Raw genomic sequence first — 23,446 nt, 5'->3', positions numbered from 1 at the left:
TTTAGTGGCAAAGGCTAGTGTCTATGTTTTCTATGCTCGCACCCTCTTTTAGGCTAAAAGTCATCTTCACAGCCCCGCCCTCAAGGTCCTCGCGCTTAATGTCAAAGCTCTTTTCTATCTTTGGGATGAGCCCAGCTGGAAATTTGTGATTTATCATCACGATCTTTGTGTTTTTATCAGCAAATTTTATAGCCAAAAGTGCGTTTATCATAGGCTCTGGCGGCACGCAAGGACGTGAGTCAAAGCCCACAAAATTTACACCATTTTCACTAAATTTATAAAACGGCACCGTCGCACCATCGACGTTAAACTGCTCTGCATTTTTGAAAAATTCACTCATTTTTTCTCCTTTTGATTTTGGAGAATTATACTCTGATTAAACTTTTCAAACCATTGATTTGCTTCAACAAAAGGCTACTTAACATAGGGGATAAATTCCTCGTATCCAAGCCTAGCCATATCCTCAAGCGGTATAAATTTAAGGCTTGCGCCATTTATGCAGTACCTTAGCCCACCCTTGTCACTTGGCCCATCTTCAAAGACATGCCCAAGGTGTGCATCGCTGTTTTGAGACCTAACTTCAACCCTTTTCATCATAAAAGAGTTGTCCTCGCTATAGGCAAGCGCCGTTGTCGTGATAGGCTTTGTAAAGCTTGGCCAGCCACATCCTGCGTCAAATTTATCAGCGCTTGAAAAGAGCGGCTTGCCACTGGTGATATCGACATAGATGCCCTTTTTGTCAAATTTATCATACTCGCTGCTAAATGGCCTCTCAGTCGCCGCCTCCTGCGTCACGGCATACTGCTCGCTGCTTAAATTTTTCTTTAGTTCCTCTTTGCTAAGCGGCTTAAATTTAGCCTCGTCATAGAGTGGTTTGCTCGCCAAATTTAGATCAATGTGGCAGTATCCAAAAGGGTTTTTATCAAGATAGTCTTGATGATACTCCTCAGCAATGACGAAATTCTTAAGTGGTGCGACCTCAACCACGATCTTATCTTTAAATTTCTTTTGCTCGATCTTTATAAAGCTCTCAATAACTGGTAGATCGTCCTTGCTAACATAGTAAATCCCGCTTCTATACTGCCTGCCGACGTCATTGCCCTGTTTATTTAGCGAGGTTGGGTCGATCACTCTAAAAAAATGAGCCAAAATTTCAGCCAAAGCGACCCTGTTTTCATCAAATTTGACATAAAGCGTCTCGGCGTGATCGCTCTCATGAAGCCCCTGGTAGCTCGTGCTCTCGCTCTTGCCATTTGCGTAGCCAACCTTCGTATCGACCACGCCAAATATCTTTTTAAAATATCCCTGCATGCCCCAAAAGCAGCCACCTGCTAAATAAATTTCTTTTAAATTTTGCCCTGCCATCGTCTGCTCCTTTAAAAACTCATCTTTTGCAGTCAAATTTACACCCAAAAATACAATAAAAACCAAGAGAAAATTTAATATCTTTTTCATGAGAGCTCCTTTTTTTGAAGGATTATATAAAATTTAAAGTTATAAAGTGTGAAGCAAGGGGCAAAGCGCCCCTAAATTTTAGTGCAAGAAGTGTCTAACGCCAGTGAAATATAGCGACATGCCGTGCTCATCGGCAGCCTCTATCACCTCATCATCTCTGATGCTGCCGCCTGGCTCGATGACGCATTTTACGCCCACTTTGCTGGCGATGTCGATGCTGTCTCTAAACGGAAAGAACGCCTCGCTTGCAAGCACGCAGCCACTTAGGTCGATCTTTAGCTCTTTTGCCTTCGCTACGGCCGCACGAGCAGCATCCACACGGCTAGTCATACCCATGCCAATGGCCACCATCGCGCCATCTTTTACATAAACTACGCAGTTGCTCTTCGTTAGCGCAGCCACTTTCCATGCGATCTGAGCGTCTTTTAGCTCGCTGCCAGTTGCAAATTTCTTGCTCATTTGCTTCATATTTTCAAGCTCTTCGTCTTTTACAAAGTCTCTTTCTTGAAATACAAAGCCACCATCGATGTGCTTAAAGTCAAATTTATCATTTGCACGCACTAAAAATTTATTATCTTGTGTGAAGATTTTGATGCGTTTTTTACTCTCAAATACCTTAAGCGCGGCATCATCGACATTTGCAGCGATGATTACTTCAACGTAAATTTCATTTATCTTTTTAGCAAGCTCCTCATCAAGCATGCCATTTATCGCGACCACGCCACCGTATGCTGAGATCGGATCGCACTTAAGCGCTGCTACATAGCTCTCTAGCAACGTATCTTTTACCGCAAAACCGCAAGGGTTAGCGTGTTTGATGATAGCCACTGCTGGCGCGTCATCAAAGCTAGTTGCAAGCATCAATGCGCCATTTATATCGGTCATATTATTGAAACTTGCCTCGCCTTTTAGGGCCCTAAAGTTGTTCGTAAAGAAATAATCAAACTCATAAAGCGCGCCTTTTTGGTGTGGATTTTCGCCGTATCTGGTGTCAAAAACCTTGCTTCCCACGATAAATCTAGCATTGCCAAAACCGCCATTAAATCTATCATTCATATAGTTTGCGATCATGCTATCATAGGCCGCTGTATGCTCAAAAGCCTTTATCATAAGCGATCTTCTAAACTCAAAATCATCGCTTTCTTCTCGTAGGCGCTTTAAAATTTCATCGTAGTCAAGCACGCTTGTGACGATAAGGACGTCTTTAAAGTTTTTAGCAGCACTCCTTACCATAGCTGGGCCGCCGATGTCGATATTTTCGATGATCTCGCCAAAGTCATCAGTCCTTATGGTAGTCTCTTTAAATGGATATAAATTTACGCAAACCAGATCAATCCCCTCGATACCATGCTCTTTTGCCTGAGCCACGTGCGTAGCATCATCACGCTTATGCAAGATGCCGCCATGTATCTTTGGATGAAGTGTCTTTACCCTGCCCTCAAACATCTCAGGCGACGCCGTAAATTCGCTAACTTCAGTGGCTTTGACGCCCTCAGCCTTTAAAAGTTTGTAGGTGCCACCAGTTGAAAGTATCTGCCAGCCAAGCTCTTCTAGCCCCTTTGCAAACTCTACAATGCCCTCTTTATCGCTAACGCTAAGCAACGCTCTCATTTTTTCTCCTTTATTAAATTTTTTATCTTTTTGTTAAACACATACCTTTTACAAGCAGAAGCTGCCCCATTTTTATATCCTTTGCGATATTCTTTATCGATAAAGCTTCTAGTGTAATCATAACATTTGCAGCTGCATCTATATAATAGTCTTTTCTATCTACAAAGTTTTCACGCTTTTGACCAACAATATCAACGCTAAAGGCATAGCTTGAAATTTGATTGCCATCAAAGTAACTCGCATCTAATACGCTTAAATTTACAGGTTCCTCTTTCTCAAACGCTTCGCATATCGGCTTTTTCGAGCTAAATTTCATCACCTTTATACCGCGATCATACGAAAAGATATACTCACTAATTTCGTTTAATTTTTTTGCTTGAACTGACATAATGTCACTCTTGTTGCCATCTTTATCGACAAATATTATGCTCACATTGCTATCTTTAACATCGTAGTTGCTGATGAGCAACCTTTGATCTTGATAAAGCTCGCTTTGTGTAAGCTTAAATTTTATCTCTTTTCCATCGACATTTACCACTTTAAAATCATTACAAAAGCCAGCCACCGCTAGCAGCAAAATAATAAATTTCTTCATCTAAACTCCAAATTTCTCTTTTAATCGCCCATAAGCCTCATTTATCTCCTGAAGCTTCTTAGTCGAGCGCTCTATCACCTCTTTGCTCTCGCCCCTGCCCATCAAAATGTCAGGATGATACTGCCTCACAAGCTCTTTGTAGCGAGCCTTTACCTCATCAAGGCTTGCATTTTTACTAAGTCCTAAAACCTCAAACGCATCGTTTTCTTGGCTCACCTCATCGTGATCTGCCCCAAATCTTGAGCCATAGAAGCTATCAAATTTATAGATTATCTCATCAAGCGTCTCTTTATCTATGCCAAATCCATAAGCGATGTTTCTTATAACATCTTGCTCGCTTTTGTTAAATTCTCCGTCTATATAGGCTAAATTTAGAAAAAAAGTGAGCTTAGCCACACAGGTGTCGTAGTTTAGATTAAACGCGCGTTTATAAGCTTTGGCGATTTCATAGGCGTTATCCACATTTTCTTTTTCTCTGTTATAGACCTCTTTTAGATACTCACGCACGCCACTTGCGTTATCCATATTTTCTTTTTGACTGCTATATACCTCTTTTAAATACTCACGCACGCCACTAATGCCACTAATTTTCTGGCTTAGATCATCAAGTGCTTGAGTGATCAGTCTAGCCTCTAGTTCGCTAACCCTGCCGTCACTTTTAGCTACTTTTGCAAGTAGCGATACTAGAAACATAGCCTCACTTAGTGAGAGTAGAAATTTAGTCTCATTTGCATTTGCTTGTTTCTTAAAGAAAAATATCACACCGCCTAATATCAGTAAAAACAAAACTCCAAACATATTATATTACCACAAGTGATATATGGTATTTTTTATCTTGCCATTTACCAGCTCATTTTTGCGCCATGAGCTCTCGTCGTTCATCACGTTCCAACGGCGCTCCTCAGGACGATAAAACCAGTCTTTATCGATCTGATAGTAAATTTGCTTGCCGTTTGTCTCGATGATATTTGCGATGTTGTTATCGTGATAGCTGTTCTCATCGTAGTCTGTAAAGGCTCGCTGTCCCATCTCTGAGTAAAGTAGCGTTAGCTCCTGAAGCATCTCGTTTAGATCATCGTCCATCTTTTTGACATGCAGACCGATCTCCTGCGCCTCACGAAAGAGTATCGGATACTCGTGTGCTGGGTAGTCTGCGTTTAGCCTCTCTGAAATTTCAACGATCTTTTTATCATCATCTATGTGATATCTAAGTAGCTCAGAGCAAATTTTAAGCGAAAGCGAGCTAGCGCGATCAACCGCACCAAAAACTAGTGGATGGATATACTCATATAGCGAGTTGTAGGGGTTTGTGTCGTTTGGTCTATCTTTGTCCTGCTCTTTCCAAAGCTTCACCACACGGCTAAGCTCGTCCATAGAGACGCTTACAAGCTCGTTGCCCTTGTTTGTAGGACTTAGCTCGTGCTTGAGCGAAGTATCAACTGGCGTTAGATAGGCAAGCGGACCCATCACGATCTCGTTTGCGCCAAGTGCCATCATCGTAGCAGCTGAAGCGCAGTTTGATGGGATCAGTGCTATTAAATTTTTGCAGTAGTTTCTAAGGGTGCTAATGATCCTAAGTGCGGCTATACCGCTTCCGCCATCACTTTTTATGAAAAGATAGGCAGTGTCTATCTTTTTACCCTTTAAAATTTCATACATTGCGCTTGCATCGTTACCGCAAACATTACCAGCGTTTGAGTTGTAGTAGGTTATCAAAGGGGCATTTAGCCTTTTTTCTATCGTACTTATCAAATTTTGAGTATCGCTAAAGAGCACTGGCGGTTTCGCCACGCCCTTTTTTTCGTTTTGCTCTACTTCCTTTTCTCCGCTTGCTTTTTCCTTTTTAGAAAACACCTCTTAGTCCTCCTTTTTTACGATTTTCGCAAACTCATTTAGATAAATTTCTCTTACGTCCTCTAAGCTCTCATCGATATCATTTAGCTTAAATCTCTTGCCTCCGCTAACGCCGATCTTTTCAAATTTCACTCCAAATTTAGCCGCAAGCGTTTTAAATTTAGCCTCGTCTTTTACACCCACGACCGCCCTTGAAAAGCTCTCGTCAAAGATGAAATTTGGCTCTTTAAATTTAACTTCGCAGTTTATGCCGATATTTGAGATGCTAGCCATTTTTGCTAGCGTGATAGCAAGACCGCCAACGCCAACGCTATTTGCAAATTCTAAAATTTGCTCTTTATTTGCAGCTATCACTAGCTCCCAAATAGCCCTTTCAGCTTTATAATCAACCTCTTTTAGCTTGCCGCCGACCACATCAAATAGCGCCTTTGCGTAAAGTGAAGCAGCAAATTCTCCGCTTGTCTCGCCAAGTAGATATATCGCTCTACCCTCGCTTAAAAATATGCTTTTTAGGTTTAAATTTGCATCGTCATTTACGCCAACAGTGACGATGGCTGGCGTTGGATAGACGCTAACGCCGTCGGTGTCGTTATAAAGGCTCACGTTACCGCTAACGACTGGCGTATTTAGCTCACGGCAAGCCTCTTTTATGCCTTCACATCCTTCTTTGAACTGCCACATAACCTCTGGATTTTGCGGGTTGCCGTAGTTTAAGCAGTCGGTGATCGCAAGTGGCACAGCACCGCTCATCGCTACCTTTCTACCAGCTGCAGCAACTGCTCTTGCAGCACCGATCTTTGGATCAACAAAATTTGCTCTTGGATCGCACTGCGCAGCCATAGAGACAGCCTTTTTAGTGCCTTTTACTCTGATGCTTGCAGCGCCCAAGCAGCCAGGCTGTTTTATCGTATTTGTCTGTATATTTGCGTCGTATTGGTCGTAGATAAAGCTTTTATTTAGCACTTCTGGCTCTTTTAAAAGCTTGAAAAATGCGCTTTTGTTATCAACATTATTTGGAATTTTTAAATTTGCTATCTCATCAAGGTATTTTGGACGTGCAACTGGGCGGTCAAGCACTGGAGCTGCCTCGCTAAGTGGGCCGATAGGGATTTCGCCTGCAAGCTCGTCGTGCCAGTAAAGCTGCATCACGCCGCTACTTGTGACCTCGCCGATGATCTCAGCGTCAAGGTCCCACTTTCTAAAAATTTCAAGTACCTTTTGCTCATAGCCTTTTTTGGCGCATATTAGCATACGCTCTTGAGACTCGCTTAGCATTAGCTCATAAGGCGTCATGCCAACTTCGCGCATCGGTACGCGGTCTAGATACATCTTCATACCACTGCCGCTTCTGCCAGCCATCTCAAAACTAGAGCTTGTAAGCCCTGCTGCGCCCATATCTTGGATGCCGATGATGTAGTCTTTTTTAAAAAGCTCCAAGCACGCCTCCATGAGTAGTTTCTCGGCAAATGGGTCGCCTACTTGCACCGTTGGGCGAAGTGATTTATTTTCGTCGTTAAAGCTATCGCTCGCCATCACAGCACCGCCAAGTCCGTCTCTGCCAGTCTTTGAGCCTACATAGATGACTGGATTGCCAACACCTTCAGCCTTGCCGTAGAAAATTTCATCACTTTTGCAAAGGCCAAGCGCAAAGGCATTGATTAAGATATTGCCATTAAAGCTAGGATCAAAGGTGGTTTCGCCGCCGATCGTTGGGATACCCATGCAGTTGCCGTAGTGTCCTATGCCAGCTACACTTCCTTTTAGCAAATATCTATGCTTTTTGGCTAGCTCACCCTCGCCTCTTATCTCGCCAAAACGAAGTGAGTTCATATTCGCAACAACTCTTGCGCCCATCGTAAAGACGTCTCTTAAAATTCCACCAACACCAGTTGCAGCGCCCTGAAACGGCTCGATAAAGCTTGGGTGGTTGTGACTCTCCATCTTAAACACAGCTGCGACCCCATCGCCAACATCGATGACGCCGGCATTTTCGCCAGGTCCTTGAATGACCCAAGGTGCCTTTGTCGGAAAGCCGTTTAGATATTTTTTGCTTGATTTGTAGCTGCAGTGCTCGCTCCACATCGCTGAAAATATGCCAAGCTCTAGTAAATTTGGCTCACGGCCTAGGATTTTTAAGATCTCTTCATACTCTTCATCGCTGATTTTATGTGCTTGTATGGTAGCTTTATCCATTGATGTAACCTTTTAAGAAATTTAAGCTATTTTACAACCTCGCTTATAAAAAGTTACTAAAAAGCCTTTTGGAATTTACTAAAACAAAGCACATTTAGGAGAATTCTGCCTTGTTTTAAGAGGTCGCTCTCTATGGTTGTCTTTTGAAAATTTGGATTATGAGTGTCATTTTTAAGCATCTTTTCATCCTCGTCCGAAAGGTTGAAAAAGTAGTTAGTTTCCCTTAGCACAAAGCCTTCGTTGCCAACTATATCTGAGTTTAAGATCACTGCAAAAAAGCCATTTTTTACAAAATAATTTGTCACGCTTTTTGTTTTTATAGCCTCTTTGCTGCTCACAAACGCCTCGCAAACTGACATGGCGCTCGTGCTATAAACTATACTTTCTACTATACCATCTCCAATGTCATAAAATTTGATATTTTTTGCATTTATTAGCTCATCTATATCGTTAGAATTTGATAGCACAGCGTCCTTGCTGGTGTCTAGGTTTTTAACGATCATCGTTTTATTTGCGTCGCCACTTTGCATTAGCTCGCCAAGAGCGCTAAATTCTGCATTTACTCCAGCTGCTTTTATTTCAGCCCTACCGACAATGTTTGCAAATTTATTAAAGTCATCTAGGCTGTTTTGAAGCTTATAAAATCTCATCTCATGCAAGGTTTCATTATTTTCAAGGTAGAGCAAATTTAACTTTTCGCTTGGCGTTAAAATTTGCTTGCCGGCGCACCCTGCAAATAATATAACAGCAACTAAAAATAGAAATTTTATCCTCATTTTCCCCAACCAAGATATATAAATTTAAATGCCCTCTAGCGCAAATGGCTAGAGAGTGATAGAAATGTTTTACGCTTTGAAAACTTTTTCAAGGTGCGCCTCATACTCTTTTAGGTATCTTGGCACCTCTGGCATCTTGATGACATCGCAGCAGATAAAGTGTGGAAGCGATTTTAAGCCCATAAATTCATTTGCCTTTCTAAAATGAAAATAAACCCCATCAACGCCGCGCGCCTCAAAAAACTCGTTTGGATCGCTAAATGCCTCGGCTGGAGCGTTCCAAGTAAGGCTTAGCATAAATTTCTTGCCATTTAACAAGCCACCCTTGCCGTAGTTTTTCGCAGGATCGACCCTGTGCCTGCCATCACTCGTATAAAGCTTGCCGTGACCTGCCGTAAAGACCTCGTCGATATATTTTTTCACTATCCAAGGCTCACCCATCCACCAAGCTGGCATCTGCCAAACTACTGCGTCCATCCAGAGAAATTTCTCAACTTCAGCCTCGATATCATAGCCATGATCTATCACGGTTTGTTTTACCTCGTGACCCATATTTGCTAGTTTTTCGCAGGCAAGATCGTGAAGTGTTTGATTGAGCCTGCCATCTGAATGGCCAAATTTTTTGCCACCATTTATAAGTAAAATTTTCATTCTCTCTCCTTTAAAAAGCGCAAATTTTAACCAAAAAAAAGTATCATTTTCCTAAACAAAAATGGCTAAACATTTCGTCTAAAATTTCACTTCTCTCAAATGGCTTTGTGATACTTGCAAGCGCCTTTATCGCGGTATTTAGCTCGTAAGCGAAAATTTCTAGCTCCTCTTCACTTAGTCTTAAAAACGCTCTTTTTAAAGCCTCGCTCGCCTCTTTGCAGCTTAAAATTTGGCGGTTTGAGCTTAGCATGATCTCGTCGGTGTCTTGCGTCTTGAGGTAGCCCTCAAGCTCTTTTAAAACTACGCTCGTATCATTTTTTGCTGAAATTTTGATAGCGCCGTCCAAATTTATGTCAAATTTAAACGCAAGATCGCTTTTGTTTAGGATAAAAAAGGCTTTTTTGTTTGAGTTAGAAACGAGCCTTATTATCTCTTTGTCTTGCTCGTCACTTGGGCAAGAGCCGTCAAATACAGCTAGGATAATGTCTGCCTCGTTTATGGCTGAGATCGAGTAGTTTATGCCGATTTGCTCGATCTTTCCAGCATCTTTTCTGATGCCTGCGGTGTCTATTATGCGAACTAGATGCGAGCCGATCTTAAAATTTTCTTCTATCCTATCTCTAGTTGTGCCAGCTTCGTCGCTAACGATCGCTCTTTCGTATGCCAAAAATGAGTTTAAGATAGAGCTTTTGCCAACGTTTGGCTTGCCAACGATTGCGATCTTAAAGCCATCTATTAGCCCCCTTCTTTGCTCGCTAAGAGTGGCTATGCGCTCTAATTTCTCGCTATTTTTTAAAAGCATCTGCTTAGTCTGCTCTAGCAAATTTGCAGGCAGATCATCATCAGCGTAGTCAATCATCGTCTCAACAAAGGCAAGGGTTTTTACCACTTCGCCCCTTATCTCGCCTACAAATTTACTAAGATCGCCTTGCATTTGGCGGGTTAAAATTTTAGCAGCGATCTCACTTTTTGAAGTGATAAGCCCTTGCATCGCCTCGGCCTTGGCTAGATCCATCTTGCCATTTAAAAATGCCCGCTTGCTAAACTCTCCTGGCATAGCAAGCCTAGCACCAGCCCTTATTAGCTCATTTAAAATTCTCTCGCTCACCATAACGCCACCATGAGTTTGAAACTCGACGATATCCTCGCCAGTAAAGCTTGCAGGGGCTTTAAAATATATAACGATGCCCTCGTCTAAAATTTCATCATCAAGGGAGTAAATTTTGGCTAGTTTTGCGTATCTTGGCTCTAAATTTGAAAGTTTAAGAAGTTTTAAAGAGGTGGCCAGTGCGTCCTTGCCGCTAAGCCTTACGATAGAAACTGAGCCGATGCCATAAGCTGTGGCAAGGGCTGCGATAGTTTCACTCATTTTTTAAAAAAGTCATTTACGACGACAAATTTGCCGTCATTGCCGCTTTTTATGCCGACATATTTATCTGGGAATTTCTCTCTAAGCTTCTCAAGAGCGATCTTGACTAAAACTCCGTCAAGTGGCTTAGTTTGGGCTCTACCGCTATTTTGCACACGCTCAATCACACCATTTAGATATTGATCCATCATCGCTTCTTGATTTTGCAAAAATTGCGCGATCTCAAGGCGAATAGCGAGGTTGTATTTTGAATTTAGCCAGTTATAGAGCATATAAGAGATCGCTTTATATCTATAGCCCTCTTTGCCGATAAGTAGCGCCGCGTCAGCACCGTCTAGCTCGATAAGCACGGTCTCATCGTTAAATTTACTAACTTCTACCTTGTCTATCTCAAAGCAGCTTGCTTTAAAAAGACGTGTCATACCCTCTTTTATCTCGGGCAAAATTTTATCAAAGTCGATTACAACTTTCTCTTTTTTCTCTTTTGGTAAAGTTTGAGATGCACTCTCTTCATCAGTTTGGTTGAAATTTTCGATGATTGAAGTATCTAGGATGTTTTTAGGAGCACTTTTACTAGCTTGTGGCTCTTTTGCCACTTTAGTCTCTTTTTGCTCTTTTGGCTCTTTTGGCTCATCAAGTCTTTTTATGACATATCCCGGCTCTTCAGCCTCTTTTTCACCCTTTTCAGCAAAGGCATCTTTTGCAAGAGCTGAGTTTTTCTCGCTTAAATTTGGCTTTTCATTTTTATGCTCTTTTTGCTCAGACTTAGCTTCGTTTTTCTCATCTTTATGCTTTTTAGGATTTCGCTTTTTATCATTATGATCGTGTTTTTTACTCTGTTTTTTCTCTTCTTTTGCAGGCTCGTTTTCATCACTTTTTTTAGCAAAATTTCTATCATTTTTTGGTTTTTGCTGTGGTTTTGGCTGATTTTCTAAATTTGCCTCAATAATCGCTGTCTTTTTAAAAAATCCAAAAATTCCACCGCTTGGATGTTGCAAGACCTTGATGTCAAGCTCGGTGACTGAGCAGTTAAGCTGCTCGGCTGCCTTTTGAAATGCCTCTTGAAGGGTATTTGCTTCTATTTTCATTGAGCCTTTACCTCCGCAGCTTTTTTATGTTTTTCAAAAAGTTTATTTACAAAGACTTGTTGAACGACTGAACAAACGTTATTTACAAACCAGTAAAGTGTAAGACCTGCTGGGAATGTCACAAAGAAAAAAGTGAAGATCAAAGGCAAGAATTTCATAACCTTTTCTTGCATAGGATCGGTAAATGTCGTTGGTGTAAGTTTTTGTTGTAAAAACATCGTTAAACCCATTAAGATAGGTAGCACAAAGTATGGATCCATCACTGAAAGATCGTGTATCCAAAGTATCCAAGGAGCGCCTTTTAGCTCGATCGCATTTAGTAAAACGCGGTAGATCGCAAAAAATACCGGAATTTGAAGCAAGATCGGCAAGCAGCCGCCCATCGGGTTTGCGCCATGTTTTTTGTATAGCTCCATCATATGAACTTGCATCTTTTGCTTATCATCTTTATATTTTGTTTGGATCTCTTTTACCTTTGGAGCAAGCTCTTTTAGCTTATTCATCGATAGCATACCCTTATATGTAAGTGGGAATAAAACTATCCTTATAACAAGCGTTAGCACGACTATCGCCCAGCCCCAGTTGCCAATGTAGTTATGCAAGAAATTTAAGAATGCAAACATCGGCTTTGCTATAAATGTAAACCAACCATACTCGATAATGTCGTTTAGTCTCTCATCCATCGAGCTTAAAATTTTATGCTCTTTTGGTCCGATATAAGCGCCTAATTTTAGGCTATCGTTTGCCTTTACAAAGACGATAGGATTGTTATTTGCATCTTTATCTATAACTGCTTCAAATGGCTTATTAAATGAGTAAAATAGCGCTGTGTAGTATCTATCAGATGCAGCTGCTATAGTTGTGTTTGCATAGTTTTTAACCTCTTTTGCATCGCCATCTTCTATGATATTTAGGCTATCGTCTGTATTTCTAAGCATGACACCATGAACTGTGTAGCTATCTATCGCGATGTTTGGCCTAAAGCCAGGAGTGATGAAATAATCAACACTTTTACTTAAATTTACTTCTACCTCATAGCGACCATTTGGATAAAATTTGATATTTTTTGTGACTGTAACGCCATCTAAATTTTGAATGAGTTTTATAGTTTTAGGCTCGCTGCTAGCATCTACCTCGCTAGCATCACTGCTATATGCAACCTTAAAAGCATCAGTATTTAAAGTGCTATCGTTAAATCTAAGCTCAAGTGGTAATGGATTTTGCGAAACAAGCTCGATTTTGTTACCGTCTTCTGTTTTGTACTTATCTTCGGTGAGATAAAATTTCGCAATCCTGCCTAGCTTATCTATCTTTGCTTCGTAGCTTTGACCTTTGATGGTAGCGATTATTTCGTTTGAAGCTAAATTTTCATTTGATTTTGGAGTATCACTAGTAGAGGCTGGAGCTTTGCTTTGATCCATTGTTTGAGAGATCGTTGTCTGGTTCTGCTCTAGTGGAGCTCTTTTTGGCATAAAAAAGTCATATACTATAAAAAATACGATAGACAAAAGCGCTGCAAGAAGCAGTCTTTTTTGCATAGACATCTCTTCCATTTAATTTTTTTCCTTTAATTTATCTAATACTTTTACGACATAAAATTTACTATTTTGGCAAGGGATAAACCAGAAATTTACATTTTTGGTATCGCTTTTTTGAAATATAAAACATGAGTTAAATTTTTTGCGGATGATTGGGTAGTTGATACCGCCTTTGAAAAGTTGATTGCATCTTAAAATTCGCATAAATGTTGCAAAAAAAGCAGAGAAAAAGCTGTTTGTTTGAAATTCCCAAATGGCGTATTGTGAGCAAGTCGGATAGTAGCGACAGCTTTTTGGCAGAAGTATGGAAATATATTTTTGATAAAAAGCGATAAATTTAATCGCAAATTTTTTCATTTTAGACATCCCATTTTTTTTGTAGACCAGCTCAAATTTTTACAAATTTTGTCAAATGAAATTTCTGTAATTCCATTTTTTGCGACCATAATGTAAGTGCCATCTTTTAGCTCGTTAGAAATAGAAAAAAAAGCAGCTCTTAAAAGCCTCTTTGCTCTATTTCTAACTACTGCTTTTCCCACTTTTTTGCTAGCAACAACTGCTAATTTTTTTTCAATTGTAGGCTTATAAAAAACTACGCAAGCGTCGCAGTGCCATTTGCTGGCCTCTTTATAAACCTGAGAAAATTCTCTCGAGTCACTTAGTGACTCAAAACCAGCTAAGCAGCCAATCTTTTTCTACCTTTAGCACGTCTAGCGTTGATAACCTTGCGGCCATTTTTAGTTTTCATTCTTAAACGAAAGCCGTGAGTGCGTTTTTTAGGGGTTTTATGAGGTTGATAAGTCCTTTTCATTTCTATCCTTAAAGTTAATATAAAAAGTGGGATTTTATCAAAGCAATACTTAAATTCCTTTGAATAAATCAGCCCGAAAAAACTATAATTTAAACTTTAAGTAAATCAAGTTATAATCCAAAAATGAAATTTCATAAAAATAAAGATCTCTTAGAAAAATTACTTTTTTTAAAAGCGATCGGTTACAATTTTATAGATGAAAATTTTCTTAATTTAAGTAAATATCAAGATTATAACAGCATAGACGAGCTAAATAGTGAGATAAAAAAGTGCTCTCTTTGCTTTTTGAGAAACAGTTCAAAGTGCGTTTCTACTGGCTTTGGTGATAAAAATAGCAAGATAATGTTTGTTTTACTTTGCAAAAAAGATGATTATTTTGAAGGCACAAGCGGCAAAATTTTGCAAAATGCTATAAAAGAAGGCTTAAATTTAGAAAAAGATAGTGTTTATATAAGCTTGCTTTTGCGCTGTGAAATTTCAAATAGTGACGCGAAAAATCCAGCACTAAAGAGCTCATTTGAGCTTTGTAGGCCTTATCTTTTAGAAGAGATAAGACTTATTAAGCCCAAAATAATCATCACTTTAGGAGAGAAAGCTTTCATGCATCTTTATCCAAATTTGCTCTCAAAGGGCGGATTTTCAAGCATAAGAGGGAGCATTTTAAAAGATGATGATAGGTTTATAATGCCAACTTTTTCACCAGAGTGGATCAGCAAAAATCCAAGTTTTGAAGAAAATTTTATAGATGATTTGAAAAAAATCAGGGGAGTGGTATGAAAAGATTTTTTCTTTTTTTAGTTATATTTGTAAGCCTTTTTGCAGCGCAAAATGAAATTTCAACCGAAATGCAAGACGAGATCACTGAGGCAAAATTTGAAAGTAACATCACTAAAAATCAAAGCCTCTCAAGCATACCGCCAGCAAAGATCACTTACATAAATTTAGAGCCAGAATTTTGTGATAGCTCTTGTTTAAATGAGCTTATTAAGAGCGATATGCTAGCTAGCTTTATGGCGAGATTTGAGCCAGCAAAGATAGATAATAAGGCACTTTTAGACCTTTACACTTCGCTTGGCGGAGAGATGGTTTTAAAGCTCACACAAAGCGATAAGATAGCGGTTATCATCCCTCAAAAGATTATAAAATCATACGCAAATGTCGTATCAAACGCTATTTTGAGTTACATCTTAAAGCAAGATGCAAATGTCGAAGTGAAATTTATAAATAGCAGTGACGAGAGTTTGCCTAGTCTTCAAAATGCGCTTCAAAACGCTAGAAACGAGGGTTTTATCTACTTTATAGCAGCCCTTACTCAAAATGGCGCAAACATAGTAAATTCTCTCATCTTGCCAAACGAACTCATCTACATCCCAAGCGTTCATAGCTCTTTTGTGACAGCTCCAAAGCCAAATTTTATCTTTGGTGGAGTTGATTACAAAGCACAAATTTCAGCCCTGCTAGCTTTTGCCAACGAAAAGATAGTCGCCTTTGACGATGGCAGCGCGCTAGCACAAAAGCTAAACGAGTATGTACGCATGCAAAGCAACGACTACTACGAGAGCTCGATCACTGGCAAAGATATAAATTTAAACGACACTTTAAGCAAAAAGTCTAAATTTGATAACGCAAGCATCTTTTTAAATATCCCTATAGTTAAAGCCTCCCTTGTAGCAACGCAGATGAGAGGCTTTGAGATAAAGCCTTACGCGCTTTTAAGCACGCAGATAAATTTCTTGCCAAATATCTTTAGCGCCATCACGCAAAGAGATAGACAAAACCTCTTTGTGGCAAATTCACTAAATTTACTTGATGAGAGTTTTTTAGGGCTTGGAGATCTTTTTGGAGTTGATTTTAGATACTCACAGATCGGCTACTCAAGTGCCTTGGGAGTGGAGTATATCTATACAAATTTCATAAACAAAAATGCCAGCAAAATTTTTGCTGAGAGAGTTGAAAACTCACAAGTTTTATATGATGTAAAAATTTATGACACAAAAAGCGATCACTTTAATGAGGTAAATTCGCAGGAGCAAAACAGTACAAGCGGGATTTAGCAGTTTTGCTTGCTAAAATTTAACCTCGTTTATAAAAGTTTTCATGCTCTCATCTATCTTTGCTAGCCTGCCCTCTTTCATAAAAGCTAGCGTGATAGTCGCTTTAAAGAGCACTTTTTCGGCATCTTTTTCATCAAATTTATAAATTTCTTGCTCTAAAACAAGGCTTGCCTTTTTAAGCTCTATGAGCTTTGTTCTCACAAAAACCTCATCACCAAGCACGGCTGAAGCAAGAAATTTAGCTTCAAGTGCCGAAACGACAAAGTATCCGCCCTCTTTTGTGAAATTTAGCCCAGCCTCAAAAAACGCCTCACTTCTAGCTCGCTCGCAATATTTAATATAGTTTGTATGATAGACAATGCCGCCTGCATCGGTATCTTCGTAATAAATTCTTATCTTCACAGCAAAGCTCCTTTAAATTTTCATTTGCTATTACTAGGCTTGCCTTTAGCGCCTCTAGTTATCGTAAGTGACTGATCATAAAACAAGATAAGCACCACCGAAACACCCACACCTAAGGCTAGTGAGACCGTTGTAGTCGTGATAGCATTATCAAAAAATATGATCAAATACTCATTTTTCTTAGCGATACTTGTCTCATTTAAAAATGAAAAAATTGCCAAAATGCCTTTATACGCAAAAACTCCTGGCACCATCGGCAAAAGCGCTGGAAATGCGATGATCTCAGCTGGCACCTTTAGCCGTTTGGCAAAGAGCATGCCTAAAATTCCACTCATAAAAGAGACGATGAGCGTTGCGACACTGATGTTAAAAAATCCCATCTGCATGATCCAAAAGCGGCTAGCATGCGCAACTGCAGCGAGCAAAGCGCAAAAGATGAGAGTTCTTTTTGGAGGCGAGCTAGCATAGGCAAAGCCCAGCCCAGCCACCGCAGCAAAGCCAGCATCTACAAGCGTTTCACTTAAAAGCTCAAACATTTAATATCTCCGCGCTGCTAAGCGTTAGCGTGATATAGACGCCAACGGCCATGCAAAGTATGAGGATGCCTGTGCTTATGGCTCTACTGATGCCAACAAGTGTGTTGTCATTTAGGATGTCAAAGACTGAATTTATGAGAAAAACGCCAGGCATCATAAAGAGCACAGACGAGCCTATCACCACGTCGCTTGTATGCGTAAGTCCGTAAGATACGCCAAGATAGGCGATAAATGAGACGACAAAGGATGTCAGGACGTATTGAACCTTTAAATTTACACCCATTTTCGCAAGGGCAAATTTAAGAGTGTAGCCAACAAGCGTTGCAAAAAATATGCAAACAACTGAGCCAGCATCGCCTCCAAAAAGTCTGCAAAATGCCGCATTTGCAAGGCTTATCAAGATAAGTGAGCTAGCAAATTTATTTGCACCAACACTCATTACGCCCTCAAAGCTCTCTTTAGCTTCATCTAAACTTAAACCCTCATCTAAAATTTGCCAGCTAAGTGAGGATAACTCAGAAATTCTGTTAAAACTAACCTGCCCTAGAGGGATCTTTCTCACATAAGTTCGGCGCAAGGAGTTATCCTGTGAGTCCATCACGCTAATGGTAAAATACTTCACAAAAATTGTCACGCTAACGTCGTAGCCGTAGTGCGTAGCTATGCGGTCGACGCACTTTTCTACGCGCGCAGTGTATGTGCCAGCGCTCACCATAGCTGTCGTGTATTCGGCTAAAAAATTCGTTAAAATTTGGATATCAGGCTTGGCGTTCATCTTGACTGATCTTAAATTTCACAAAAAACAAAATGAGCTGCAAAACAAGCATCACTTTCATCACATATTCGCTTGCGCTATGCATCTTGGCAAACTCTGCTGTCTGCGTAGCCTCTGCGCCAAGACCCTGAGCTTGCACGATAAAAGGCGTGAAGATAAAGACAAAGCTTAGCGCTAGGGCTAAGTTTAAAAACGAGAGCATAAACGTGCTAAATTTTAGTGAAAATGCAAGCCTTTTTCTTAGATCAAAGAGCTCGCTAACCGCCACAAATGCGCTTACAAATAGCAAAACATAGTTAAATTTTAAAAATATCTTTGTCATCATCTGCCCGCTCATAAAATGCGTAAGCACCCCCTCGCCTATGATGCTTTGTGGGAAAAATATGACTGGTGCGACCAAAATTCCAAGCGTTAGCTCAGTGCCGATCACCGCTGCTAATAGTAAAAAATAGATACTTCTCAACCTCTCTCCTTTATAGTTTTAAACTCGCGCAAAAGCCCCGATCAAAGCCCGCTAAGTCCTTGTAAAAAGCGCTTTTAAAGCCATTAAATTTTAGTGCCATCTCCATGCTCGCCCTTTGATCATAGCCCATCTCGCAGGCGATATTTTTTATGCCGCGGTTTCTAGCGATAAGGATGATATTTTTTAAAATTTCATCTCCGATCTCACCGCCAAATAGAGCCTCATGCGGCTCATTTATCACAAATTTATCAAGCTTATAGCCTCGCGCTATATATGGCGGGTTTGAGACCAAGATGTCGATATCGCCTGAAATTTCATCTATGTAAGAGCACTTTACAAAGTCGATCTTCTCGCTTACATTAAATTTAAGCGCATTTTTTTTAGCTAAATTTAGAGCCTTTTCGTTTATATCCGTAGCTACTATTTTAGCGTTTGTTTTAAGGGCAAGCATGACGCTTATTATCCCGCTGCCAGTGCCGATCTCAGCGATCTTTGGCGCTTTATAGCCACTTGCAATCTCAAGCACTTTATCGACTAAAATTTCAGTCTCAGGGCGCGGTATCAAAACGCCACTTTCTACCTCAAACTTCAGTCCATAAAAGCCAGTCTTGCCAGTAATGTACTCAAGCGGCTCGTAGTTTTCAAAGCGCTTTACAAGGTCAAAGTAGCCGCTCTCGTCAAATTCACTCTTTTGATTTAAAAATATCCACTCGATGCTCACATCAAGGTAGCTCATGAGCAAAATTTTAGCCACCCTGCTAGGGTTCTCGCAAAGTGGCTTTAGCCTTAAATTTGCCTCTCTTAGCGCCTCTTCAACTCTCATTTTCTAGCTCATTTATCCGCTCAAAAAGGCTTGGGTGCGAGTGATAGACAAATGAGTAAAGCCAGTGCGACTTTGGAAATGCTTTGTTTTCGCTGCCAAGCTTGGTTAGGGCGTTTATCATGTCGGTTTTGTTTGAAATTTCTTTTGAAAATCTATCTGCGCCAAATTCATTTTTGCGGCTAAAGTGCGAGATGATCGGCGAGAAAAGAAAGCTAAAAATAGGTGAGAAAAGCACCAAAAAGATGATGATGCTAGCGCCATTTTGCCCTAGTCCTATCGCCTCGTATGCGCTTGCGCCAACGTTTCCAAAGATGAAAAATAGACAAAATAGCATGATCGCACTTAGCGCTATCATTTTTAGGATATCTTTATGTTTAAAGTGTCCAAGCTCGTGCCCTAAAACTGCCACGATCTCCGCGGTGCTTAGCTTTTTTATCAGCGTGTCAAAAAGCACTACTCGCTTTGTCGCTCCAAGTCCGCCAAAATAGGCATTTAAGCGGTTGTCGCGCTTGCTAGCATCTATCGTAAAAACGCCGCTACTTTTAAAGCCACATTTTGTAAGTAAGCCCTCTATCTTGCCCTTTAGCTCACCATCTTCAAGCGGCGACATCTTATTAAAGATAGGCGCGATGAGCGTTGGATATACCAAATTTATGATTAAAGCGATGCCAAAACTTAGCAAAAATGCCCAAAACCACCAAAAATCCCCAAGGAAATTTATACATAAAAGCACGAGCCAGACGAAGGCCGAGCCAAAAACGAGCATTAACGCTAGCGACTTTATAGTATCAACCAAAAATATCTTTGCGCTCATGTTTGAAAAGCCAAGTTTTTTGTCTTTTACAAAACTCTCATAGATATTTAGCGGTAGATCAAGCAGCGACGAGATCAGCAAAAAGCTCATCACAAATATGATATTTTCAAGCGTAGTGCCATCTTTTAGGCAAGCGTTTGAGAGCATTTTTAGCCCAAAGCTTATCCACGCAAAGAAGATAACGGCGTGATAGATGAGGCTAAAAATTTCAAATTTTAGATTTGTCACGGCGGCAACTGCGGCGTTTTTGTATTCGCTCTCTTCAAGCACGACTGGCTCTTTTTTGGCTTCAGCTCTTACAAAGCTGATCTGTAAATTCGCCAAAAAAAGCTTAATAACCACATAAAAAATATAAATAGATAAAAGTGTATAAAACATATTCTCCCTTAAATTTCATAAAGACTAAAGCAACCATAGTCCGTTCTAACTGCGAGCTTGCCATCTATAAATTTAGCCTCGCAGCTCTTTACGACATGATCTAGCGTAAATTCCGTCATCACATCGCCACTTTTTAGATCGATAGCGTAGGCTCTACTTTGATCTGCCACTACAAGCTTGCCAGCTACGGCGTCAATGCAAAACTCGCTCGCTATTAGATACTCGTCCTTTATCCAAGGCTGCTTTGTCACTTTTGCGCTTTTGATATCTAGGCAAAATAGATTGTTTTCAAGATAGTGCCTAAGCAAAAGCGTGTTTTTGTCCAAAAAGCAAATTTTATCAAGCGCGCCAAATTCGGCTCTTAGCTCGCTTAAAATTTCGCCATTTTTTGCGTTTAAAATTTGCAGTTCATTTTCTTTGGTGCAAAGCGCAAGCATGCTAGCATCCACACTAAGAGCCGCACAAAGTATCGGCACGTGGCTTTTTTCGCTACATTTATACTCACCGATCTTTGAAATTTTACCATCACAAAAAGTAAAAATCTGCCCAAACATACCAAAAATAGCCACGCCGTTTGAAGCACAGATAAAGCTTGCTATCTCGCTACTTTTTTTAACATTTTTCTCGGCTGAAATTTGGCGAAATTTAGCCTCCTTTGGCTCAAAAATGTAAATTTCATGATCAAGATCTAAAAGTAAATTTTCACCTACATGCTCGGCATGCCACGCAAGTGGCTTTGGCAAGGCGATCTGCTCTTTTATAGCACCGCTTTTATCTAGTCTTACTAAAAGATCACTAGGCTTGCCGCCATCTTTTTGACCACCACTTTTATAAACATAAATTTCATCTCTTAAGCCAGCAAACGAAAGCGCTCCAGTGTATCCACCGCCGATATAAACGTGCAGGCTCGCTTTGCCGGCTTTTGCCTCGCTATCTTGCAGGATAAAGCCCTTTTTTAGGCTCTCCCACTCTTTTTTAATGCAGGCTTTTTTGGCATCTTGCTCGCTTGCAAATTCTTTTTTACTCTGCTTTGTTTTGCCACCTTTTAAGCTCACGCTCACTAAAGCTTTATCCTCTACGCTAAGCCCTAAACGCTCAGTGCTATCAAAATTTACAAGCTCACGCATATTTCACTTCAAAAAGTTGTCGTAAAAACTACTGATAAATAGCACCAAAATGACAAAAGGCACGATAAATTTGATGTAGAAAAACCAAATATTTATAAGCTTTGCGTATCTTTCGCTGCCTTGCAAGATCTCTTTTTTCGCTTCATCTTTTAGCACCCAGCCGACAAATATCGCGCATCCAAGTGAGGTTAGCACGAAAAATATCGTCGCACTTATCGCGTCGTATGCGTCAAAGATATTTTTACCAAAAATGCTTACGTGGCTTAGCAAATTTGTAGCCATGAGTGAGGGTAAATTACCTAGCACAAAAATGATACTAAGCACTAAAAATATCGCTTTTTTGCGTTTTATCTTAAATTTCTCTTGTAATGTAGTAATGATCACTTCATATATCGGTAACGATGTTGTAAGCGCAGCGATCATAAGAAGCGCGAAAAACGCAACAGCGAAAAATCCGCCAAACGGCATGTGCGAAAAGACGATCGGAAGCGACTTGAAAACTAGGCTAGGACCACTATCTGGCGAGACGCCGTAGCTAAAGAGTGACGGGAATATCATAAAGCCAGCAAGCACGGCTATGACGGTGTTTAAGATGCCTGTGATGATAGAAATTTTAACTAAACCCTCGTCTTTTTTCACAAAACTTGAGAGCGTTATCATCACGCCAAATCCAAGCGAAAGTGCAAAGAAAACCTGCCCCAAAACCTCGACAAAAAGCTTTAAGCTTATCTTTGAAAAATCAGGCGTTAAGTAAAATTTCACACCCTCCATCGCACCCCCAAGCGTGATGTTTTTAGCGATCATGACGAGCATTAGGATAAAAAGAAGCGGCATTAGATATTTTGCTGAGCGCTCGATGCCGCCAACCGCGCCTTGCACCAAGATAGCGTAATTAACCAGAACAAAAACAAGGGTCGCAAAGCTGATGGCTAGCGGGTTGCTGACGATATTTTGCTCGTAAAATGCGCTAGTTTGCTCAAAACTCACGATGTGCGAGAGATCAAGCAGGCCAAATGAAATTTGAGCGATATAGTTTAAAACCCAGCCTCCGATAACCATATAATAAGCCATGATACCAAATGCGCCCACAAGCCCCATCCAGCCCACTATCTGCCACTTTTTGCTGATCTTTTTGCCATTTATTGTGCCGCCAAATGCATCAACGGCGTTGCACTTTAGTCGCCTGCCGATGGCGTTTTCAACCAAAATCATAGGAATACCAATGACTATCATCGCTATGCAAAATACGAGAACATAGGCCCCGCCGCCGTTTTGACCGACCAAGTAAGGAAACCGCCACGTCGCGCCAAAGCCGACCGTAGCCCCTGCAACAGCTAAAATGTATGTAAGTCTTGAACTCCACGATTTTCTATCCATCTATCTACCTTTGTGAAAAATAGGGATTATATAAAAAAATTGATTAAATTTTACTAGCGGCAGGCGATACTTGCGTGTAAATTTGGCTTTTTTGATAAATTTTAGGACTTTTTTGGACGGAATTTATTTTTACTTTTGTGGGTAAATTTAACTCTGTTAATGCAAAACGCCAAATTCTACGTATCCCTCCATCGCAACGAGCAAGATCCAACCCTCTTTGGGACTGCAAAAATAGTGATGTTGCGCGACATTTTCAACCATAAATTTTAAAAAATCATAAAAGCATTCAGGCGCAAATTTAAGCTCTACGCTTGTTAGACCATAGCCGACGTAGCCTATCTCGCTGCTTAAAATTTTACTTTGGATACTTGGATATGAGCTAAGAAAATTTTTTATATCAGCGAAATTTTCATAATCAGCCGTTTTATAATCTTTTAAATTTTGCAAAAGAGGTTTTGAGCCGACAAAGGTAAAATTTCGCTCTATAAAATTTGCTACATCATCGCTTTTACGCCATTTTTGACCCAAATTTGACAAAAAAGAAAGCATTTCATCATCGGCTGAGATGAAATTTGAAACTGGATTTTTCTAGCTCATTTGTCTCCTTTTTTGTAAAGTTACTACACCTTTGTAAAAGAGGGATTATATAAAATTTTATTTAAGCGTTTAATGTAATTTTGCGATTTTACGCATCAAAACCTGTGCGTAGCACAGCAACTTCTAACGTGCGAGGGGTTTGGGGGATCTAAAGGGGGA

26 protein-coding genes are annotated in these 23,446 nt (G+C 40.3%); 2 read left to right on the top strand and 24 right to left on the bottom strand.

Annotated features, from left to right (window positions below):
• Position 1 precedes the first annotated feature (1 nt).
• From G6W42_RS07210 to rpmH, 15 genes are all read right to left on the bottom strand, one after another.
• A complete protein-coding gene (locus G6W42_RS07210) occupies positions 2 to 340 on the bottom strand; it encodes a hypothetical protein (RefSeq protein WP_194173496.1) in 339 nt (112 codons plus the stop codon).
• A gap of 74 nt (positions 341 to 414) precedes the next feature.
• Positions 415 to 1,455 carry a peptide-methionine (R)-S-oxide reductase MsrB gene (msrB, locus tag G6W42_RS07205; RefSeq protein ID WP_194173495.1) on the bottom strand — a complete coding sequence of 347 codons (1,041 nt, stop codon included), beginning with the start codon at positions 1,453 to 1,455 and terminating at the stop codon, positions 415 to 417.
• Positions 1,456 to 1,533: 78 nt separating this feature from the next.
• Positions 1,534 to 3,066, bottom strand: coding sequence for a bifunctional phosphoribosylaminoimidazolecarboxamide formyltransferase/IMP cyclohydrolase (purH, locus tag G6W42_RS07200; RefSeq protein ID WP_194173494.1), 1,533 nt, complete (start codon positions 3,064 to 3,066; stop codon positions 1,534 to 1,536).
• Between the two features lie 22 nt (positions 3,067 to 3,088).
• Positions 3,089 to 3,661, bottom strand: a complete 573-nt coding sequence (locus tag G6W42_RS07195) for a hypothetical protein (protein WP_194173493.1) — start codon at positions 3,659 to 3,661, stop codon at positions 3,089 to 3,091.
• Positions 3,662 to 4,459, bottom strand: coding sequence for a TerB family tellurite resistance protein (locus G6W42_RS07190; protein WP_194173492.1), 798 nt, complete (start codon positions 4,457 to 4,459; stop codon positions 3,662 to 3,664).
• A gap of 6 nt (positions 4,460 to 4,465) precedes the next feature.
• Entirely contained in the window at positions 4,466 to 5,515 is a 1,050-nt protein-coding gene (locus tag G6W42_RS07185; protein ID WP_103633788.1) for an SDH family Clp fold serine proteinase, read from the bottom strand.
• A gap of 3 nt (positions 5,516 to 5,518) precedes the next feature.
• The gene (purL, locus tag G6W42_RS07180; RefSeq protein ID WP_194173491.1) at positions 5,519 to 7,708 is read right to left on the bottom strand and encodes a phosphoribosylformylglycinamidine synthase subunit PurL; all 2,190 of its coding nucleotides are present in this window, start codon (positions 7,706 to 7,708) and stop codon (positions 5,519 to 5,521) included.
• A gap of 56 nt (positions 7,709 to 7,764) precedes the next feature.
• Positions 7,765 to 8,484, bottom strand: a complete 720-nt coding sequence (locus G6W42_RS07175; protein ID WP_194173490.1) for a hypothetical protein — start codon at positions 8,482 to 8,484, stop codon at positions 7,765 to 7,767.
• 69 nt (positions 8,485 to 8,553) lie between these two features.
• Complete coding sequence (locus tag G6W42_RS07170) at positions 8,554 to 9,135, bottom strand: NAD(P)H-dependent oxidoreductase (RefSeq protein WP_194173489.1); 582 nt, start codon at positions 9,133 to 9,135, stop codon at positions 8,554 to 8,556.
• A gap of 43 nt (positions 9,136 to 9,178) precedes the next feature.
• On the bottom strand, positions 9,179 to 10,504 hold the full coding sequence (mnmE, locus tag G6W42_RS07165; RefSeq protein ID WP_194173488.1) for a tRNA uridine-5-carboxymethylaminomethyl(34) synthesis GTPase MnmE: 1,326 nt from the start codon (positions 10,502 to 10,504) through the stop codon (positions 9,179 to 9,181).
• Complete coding sequence (locus G6W42_RS07160; protein ID WP_194173487.1) at positions 10,501 to 11,592, bottom strand: Jag N-terminal domain-containing protein; 1,092 nt, start codon at positions 11,590 to 11,592, stop codon at positions 10,501 to 10,503. The genes mnmE and G6W42_RS07160 overlap by 4 nt, the downstream gene beginning before the upstream one ends.
• The gene (gene yidC, locus G6W42_RS07155; protein WP_194173486.1) at positions 11,589 to 13,145 is read right to left on the bottom strand and encodes a membrane protein insertase YidC; all 1,557 of its coding nucleotides are present in this window, start codon (positions 13,143 to 13,145) and stop codon (positions 11,589 to 11,591) included. Before yidC ends, G6W42_RS07160 begins: the two co-directional genes overlap by 4 nt.
• The gene (yidD, locus tag G6W42_RS07150) at positions 13,146 to 13,487 is read right to left on the bottom strand and encodes a membrane protein insertion efficiency factor YidD (RefSeq protein ID WP_002940252.1); all 342 of its coding nucleotides are present in this window, start codon (positions 13,485 to 13,487) and stop codon (positions 13,146 to 13,148) included.
• Positions 13,484 to 13,819, bottom strand: a complete 336-nt coding sequence (rnpA, locus tag G6W42_RS07145) for a ribonuclease P protein component (RefSeq protein ID WP_035142427.1) — start codon at positions 13,817 to 13,819, stop codon at positions 13,484 to 13,486. The genes yidD and rnpA overlap by 4 nt, the downstream gene beginning before the upstream one ends.
• On the bottom strand, positions 13,807 to 13,941 hold the full coding sequence (gene rpmH / locus G6W42_RS07140; protein ID WP_002940373.1) for a 50S ribosomal protein L34: 135 nt from the start codon (positions 13,939 to 13,941) through the stop codon (positions 13,807 to 13,809). The genes rnpA and rpmH overlap by 13 nt, the downstream gene beginning before the upstream one ends.
• 285 nt (positions 13,942 to 14,226) lie before the next feature.
• On the opposite strand from rpmH, the gene G6W42_RS07135 reads away from it, so the two are divergent.
• The gene (locus tag G6W42_RS07135) at positions 14,227 to 14,718 is read left to right on the top strand and encodes a uracil-DNA glycosylase family protein (protein WP_242042719.1); all 492 of its coding nucleotides are present in this window, start codon (positions 14,227 to 14,229) and stop codon (positions 14,716 to 14,718) included.
• Complete coding sequence (locus G6W42_RS07130; protein WP_194173484.1) at positions 14,715 to 15,995, top strand: hypothetical protein; 1,281 nt, start codon at positions 14,715 to 14,717, stop codon at positions 15,993 to 15,995. Before G6W42_RS07135 ends, G6W42_RS07130 begins: the two co-directional genes overlap by 4 nt.
• 12 nt (positions 15,996 to 16,007) lie before the next feature.
• On the opposite strand, the gene G6W42_RS07125 is transcribed toward G6W42_RS07130, so the two are convergent.
• The 9 genes from G6W42_RS07125 to G6W42_RS07085 all read right to left on the bottom strand — a co-directional run bounded on the left by G6W42_RS07125 (position 16,008) and on the right by G6W42_RS07085 (position 23,239).
• A complete protein-coding gene (locus G6W42_RS07125; protein WP_002940422.1) occupies positions 16,008 to 16,397 on the bottom strand; it encodes a YbgC/FadM family acyl-CoA thioesterase in 390 nt (129 codons plus the stop codon).
• Positions 16,398 to 16,417: 20 nt separating this feature from the next.
• A complete protein-coding gene (locus G6W42_RS07120; RefSeq protein ID WP_103635597.1) occupies positions 16,418 to 16,933 on the bottom strand; it encodes a threonine/serine exporter family protein in 516 nt (171 codons plus the stop codon).
• On the bottom strand, positions 16,926 to 17,708 hold the full coding sequence (locus G6W42_RS07115) for a threonine/serine exporter family protein (protein ID WP_103635598.1): 783 nt from the start codon (positions 17,706 to 17,708) through the stop codon (positions 16,926 to 16,928). The genes G6W42_RS07120 and G6W42_RS07115 overlap by 8 nt, the downstream gene beginning before the upstream one ends.
• Positions 17,692 to 18,171 (bottom strand): DUF4149 domain-containing protein, encoded by a 480-nt coding sequence (locus G6W42_RS07110; RefSeq protein WP_107969764.1) that lies wholly within the window; start codon positions 18,169 to 18,171, stop codon positions 17,692 to 17,694. Before G6W42_RS07110 ends, G6W42_RS07115 begins: the two co-directional genes overlap by 17 nt.
• A 10-nt stretch (positions 18,172 to 18,181) precedes the next feature.
• Positions 18,182 to 18,994: a peptide chain release factor N(5)-glutamine methyltransferase gene (prmC, locus tag G6W42_RS07105; protein WP_194173483.1), complete on the bottom strand. Its 813-nt coding sequence runs from the start codon at positions 18,992 to 18,994 to the stop codon at positions 18,182 to 18,184.
• A complete protein-coding gene (locus G6W42_RS07100) occupies positions 18,984 to 20,186 on the bottom strand; it encodes a M48 family metallopeptidase (RefSeq protein ID WP_194173482.1) in 1,203 nt (400 codons plus the stop codon). The genes prmC and G6W42_RS07100 overlap by 11 nt, the downstream gene beginning before the upstream one ends.
• Positions 20,187 to 20,194: 8 nt before the next feature.
• On the bottom strand, positions 20,195 to 21,313 hold the full coding sequence (locus tag G6W42_RS07095) for a hypothetical protein (RefSeq protein WP_194173481.1): 1,119 nt from the start codon (positions 21,311 to 21,313) through the stop codon (positions 20,195 to 20,197).
• 3 nt (positions 21,314 to 21,316) lie between these two features.
• Positions 21,317 to 22,690, bottom strand: coding sequence for a sodium-dependent transporter (locus G6W42_RS07090; protein ID WP_194173480.1), 1,374 nt, complete (start codon positions 22,688 to 22,690; stop codon positions 21,317 to 21,319).
• 156 nt (positions 22,691 to 22,846) lie between these two features.
• A complete protein-coding gene (locus G6W42_RS07085) occupies positions 22,847 to 23,239 on the bottom strand; it encodes a hypothetical protein (RefSeq protein ID WP_242042718.1) in 393 nt (130 codons plus the stop codon).
• Between the last annotated feature and the right edge of the window lie 207 nt (positions 23,240 to 23,446).

Source organism: Campylobacter concisus (assembly GCF_015230015.1).
In the GTDB taxonomy this organism is placed as follows: domain Bacteria; phylum Campylobacterota; class Campylobacteria; order Campylobacterales; family Campylobacteraceae; genus Campylobacter_A; species Campylobacter_A concisus_AF.
This window is presented reverse-complemented; position numbering and strand designations above follow the sequence as displayed.